The sequence below is a fragment of the Burkholderia sp. E168m23 genome (assembly GCF_016586125.1).
In the GTDB taxonomy this organism is placed as follows: domain Bacteria; phylum Pseudomonadota; class Gammaproteobacteria; order Burkholderiales; family Burkholderiaceae; genus Burkholderia; species Burkholderia orbicola.
On sequence record NZ_BCPP01000736.1, the window covers coordinates 1 to 3,661 of the forward strand.

5 protein-coding genes, 1 tRNA gene and 1 pseudogene are annotated in these 3,661 nt (G+C 63.3%); 6 read left to right on the plus strand and 1 reads right to left on the minus strand.

Annotated features, from left to right (window positions below):
• The 6 genes and pseudogenes from JMF90_RS28520 to JMF90_RS28545 all read left to right on the plus strand — a co-directional run.
• Nucleotides 1-485: pseudogene (locus JMF90_RS28520) on the plus strand (cytochrome bc complex cytochrome b subunit); the annotation flags it as partial.
• Between the two features lie 21 nt (nt 486-506).
• Nucleotides 507-1,265 (plus strand): cytochrome c1, encoded by a 759-nt coding sequence (locus JMF90_RS28525; protein WP_006477108.1) that lies wholly within the window; start codon nt 507-509, stop codon nt 1,263-1,265.
• A gap of 94 nt (nt 1,266-1,359) precedes the next feature.
• Complete coding sequence (locus JMF90_RS28530) at nt 1,360-1,971, plus strand: glutathione S-transferase N-terminal domain-containing protein (protein WP_006400565.1); 612 nt, start codon at nt 1,360-1,362, stop codon at nt 1,969-1,971.
• Nucleotides 1,972-2,042: 71 nt separating this feature from the next.
• Entirely contained in the window at nt 2,043-2,564 is a 522-nt protein-coding gene (locus JMF90_RS28535) for a ClpXP protease specificity-enhancing factor (protein ID WP_011546600.1), read from the plus strand.
• A gap of 18 nt (nt 2,565-2,582) precedes the next feature.
• A tRNA-Thr gene (locus JMF90_RS28540) sits at nt 2,583-2,658 on the plus strand.
• Between the two features lie 326 nt (nt 2,659-2,984).
• On the plus strand, nt 2,985-3,188 hold the full coding sequence (locus JMF90_RS28545; RefSeq protein ID WP_011546589.1) for a hypothetical protein: 204 nt from the start codon (nt 2,985-2,987) through the stop codon (nt 3,186-3,188).
• A 109-nt stretch (nt 3,189-3,297) separates the two neighbouring features.
• Here JMF90_RS28545 and JMF90_RS28550 read toward each other — a convergent pair.
• On the minus strand, nt 3,298-3,661 hold a 364-nt coding region (locus JMF90_RS28550), incomplete at its 5' end, for a transporter substrate-binding domain-containing protein (protein ID WP_201325729.1).

Consider the following 3,661-nt stretch of genomic DNA (forward strand, 5'->3'; position numbering starts at 1 on the left):
GGTACTTCACCGCGTTCTACGCGATGCTGCGCGCGACCACCGATCCGTTCAAGATCGTGCTGATGATCGTGATCGCGCTGCTCGGCGTGCTCGCACTGATCCGTGCGCGCGGCAAGTGGAAAGTCGGGCTGCCGGTGCTGGCTGCGGCGATCGTCGTGTTCATGTACCTGACGGAGTCGAAGTTCTGGGGCGTCGTCGTGATGGGCTCGGCGGTGATCTCGCTGTTCTTCCTGCCGTGGCTCGACCGCAGCCCGGTGAAGTCGATCCGCTACCGGCCGCTGTTCCACAAGGTGTTCCTCGGGATCTTCGTCGCGGCGTTCCTGACCCTCGCGTTCCTCGGCACGCGGCCGCCGTCGCCGGCGGCGACGCTGATCGCGCAGGCCTGCGCGCTGATCTACTTCGCGTTCTTCCTCGGCATGCCCGTCTGGACGCCGCTTGGCACGTTCAAGCAGCCGCCGGAACGGGTGCGCTTCAAGCCCCATTAACGTGAGCGAGGAGAGAACGACATGAAGAAACTGCTTTCGACACTCGCGTTGATCGGGGCGACCGCCTGTGCGCTGCTGGCGGCGCCGGCCGTGCGGGCGGAGGGTAATTTTCCGCTCGACCGGGCGCCCGATAACACGGAAAATCTCGTTTCGCTTCAGCACGGCGCGCAATTGTTTGTAAACTATTGCCTGAACTGCCACAGCGCGAACCTGATGCGCTACAACCGTCTGACGGATCTGGGCATATCCCAGAAGGAGATCGAAACGAATCTCCTGTTCACGACCGACAAGGTCGGGAACACGATGTCCGTCGCGATGCGGCCCGACGACGCGAAGAACTGGCTCGGCACCACGCCGCCCGACTTGTCGGTCGAGGAGCGTGCGCGCGGCCGCGACTGGCTGTACACGTATCTGCGGAGCTTCTACCGCGACGATACGCGGCCGACCGGCTGGAACAACGCGGTGTTCGAGAACGTCGGCATGCCCCATGTGTTGTGGCAGCTGCAGGGGCAGCGCGTTGCCAAATTCGAAGACAAGACGGACGAGGAGACGGGCGAGAAGGCCCACGTGCTCGTCGGCTTCCAGCAGGTCACGCCGGGCACGCTCTCGTCGCCCGACTACGATGCTGCGGTGGCCGACCTGGTGGCCTATATGACATGGATGTCCGAGCCGGCCCAGCAGACCCGCAAGCGCCTCGGCGTGTGGGTGCTGATCTTTCTCGGTGTCCTGACTTTCCTGGCCTGGCGGCTGAATGCCGCGTACTGGAAAGATATCAAGTAAACACGCCTGACCGGCGTGGGGCCGGCGCAAGGCGGAACTCGTGAAAGGGGTTTCGCCGCGTGCCGGCCCTCGGCTTTTTTGAGGAAACGCAAATATGATGGTTCTGTATTCCGGCACAACTTGCCCGTTCTCCCAGCGTTGCCGGCTGGTGCTGTTCGAGAAGGGCATGGACTTCGAAATCCGCGACGTCGACCTGTTCAACAAGCCGGAAGACATTTCGGTGATGAACCCGTACGGTCAGGTGCCGATCCTGGTCGAGCGCGACCTGATCCTGTACGAATCGAACATCATCAACGAGTACATCGACGAGCGCTTCCCGCATCCGCAACTGATGCCGGCCGACCCGGTGCAGCGCGCCCGTGCGCGCCTGTTCCTGCTCAACTTCGAGAAGGAGCTGTTCGTCCACGTCAGCACGCTCGAGAACGAGAAGGGCAAGGCGGCGGAGAAGAATCACGAGAAGGCACGCCTCGCGATCCGCGATCGCCTGACGCAGCTCGCGCCGATCTTCGTGAAGAACAAGTACATGCTCGGCGAAGAGTTCTCGATGCTCGACGTCGCGATCGCACCGCTGCTGTGGCGCCTGGATCACTACGGCATCGAGCTGTCGAAGAACGCCGCGCCGCTGATGAAGTACGCCGAACGGATCTTCAGCCGTCCGGCCTACATCGAAGCACTGACGCCGTCCGAAAAGGTCATGCGTCGTTAATGTTGCAATGAAGGCATGACGGAGCGGGTGGCGCGGCGTGCCGCGCGCCCGCTCCGGGTTCGAGGATTGTGATGCAAGAGATTTCAACGAAGCCTTATCTGCTGCGCGCGTTGTACGAGTGGTGCACCGATAACGGTTACACGCCGCATATCGCGGTGAGGGTCGACAACTCGACGCGCGTGCCGCGTCAGTTCGTGCGTGACGGCGAGATCGTGCTCAACATCAGCTTCGAGGCGACGAGCCAGTTGCAGATGGGCAACGAGTGGATCGAGTTCACGGCCCGGTTCTCCGGGAAGGCGCACAAGATCGAGATTCCGGTGGCCAACGTGCTCGCGATCTATGCGCGCGAGAACGGGCAGGGCATGGCATTCCAGGTCGATGCGGTCGCGGGCGAAGGCGAGGATTCGGGCGCGTTCGACGATGACGCCGCGCCGGCCGACGACGCGCAGCGCGACGAGTCCGTATCGCCGTTGGCGCCGGTCGCCGACAGCGGCGCGAACGAGGAACCGTCCGAAGGGGCCGACGAACCGCCGAAAACCGACGGCGACGGCTCGAAAGGCGGCAGCAGACCTCGCCTCAAGATCGTGAAATGAGGTAGAATCTCGCGCTACGCCGGCTTAGCTCATCTGGTAGAGCAGTTGATTTGTAATCATCAGGTGGCGGGTTCGAGTCCTGCAGCCGGCACCAAATCCGAAAAAGGGTTACGGAGTTTTCCGTAACCCTTTTTTCGTTCATGGAGTCGCGCGCCGCGATGGCGGCGAGCACCATCGCCATCCCCCTTTTCTCGTCACACCCGCGTCACGCTGCGCCGCTAACGTTGCACGCTCCCGTCGCGGCAGCATTGTCGCGATCGGGGTGTACGTGACCGCGTCCGACGCCGTGCCCGCGTCGCGCAGGCTCACCCGGGATTCTCGCTCCCGCCAGCGCATTGGCTGCTGCCTCGCATCCATTCCATTCGAAAACGCGATCGACGCCGATCAAACTGCATCGCGTGCGATCAGGAGACACGAACCATGCTGAGCCCGCATGAATTCTCGATGCTGCTGCGCATTGCACGTGCGCCCGACAGTGTCGACCTCGCGAACCCGGCCTTTGCCGTGCTCGTGGAAAAGCGGCTGGTCGACGATACGCAGGTCCGCGTGAATGCGGTAGCGGCGCGTCCGGCGCTGACGCCGATCGGCCAGATGCTGCTTTCCCGCTTCGACGAGGCGGCCTGACGGAAAAAGGAAAAGGGGAAGAAGGGAAGAAGGCGAGGCGAACGCTACAGCTGCGCGTCACGCCTTCGCCGCAGCGAAAACGTGACGCATTGAACACGCGCCGAACCGCTTACTGCGCGACCGGCACCGTCACGTCGCTGCCGAACCAGTGCGTCGAGATCTTCTTCAGCGTGCCGTCCTTGCGCAGCGACTCGAGCGCATCGTTGATCGCCTTCTCGAACTTCGGATTGCCCTTGCGGAACGGGATCGCCATTTCCTGCTTGCCGCCGTTCAGCACCGCCCCCGCGCGCAGCGGCAGGTTCGACGTCTTGATCATGTACGGCAGCATCAGGCGGTCGTCGAGCGTCGCCTCGATCCGGCCCGCAGCGAGGTCGCGCAGCTTCTCCGGCGCGCCCGGATACGTCTGCACCTCGATGCCCGGCACGGTGCGCGCCATCTGATCGTAGTTGGTGCCGAGCGTCACACCGAGCTTC

Coding starts and splice junctions, on each gene's coding strand:
- JMF90_RS28525 (WP_006477108.1), top strand. CDS start 507: ATGAAGAAACTGCTTTCGACACTCGCGTTGATCGGGGCGACCGCCTGT.
- JMF90_RS28530 (WP_006400565.1), top strand. CDS start 1,360: ATGATGGTTCTGTATTCCGGCACAACTTGCCCGTTCTCCCAGCGTTGC.
- JMF90_RS28535 (WP_011546600.1), top strand. CDS start 2,043: ATGCAAGAGATTTCAACGAAGCCTTATCTGCTGCGCGCGTTGTACGAG.
- JMF90_RS28545 (WP_011546589.1), top strand. CDS start 2,985: ATGCTGAGCCCGCATGAATTCTCGATGCTGCTGCGCATTGCACGTGCG.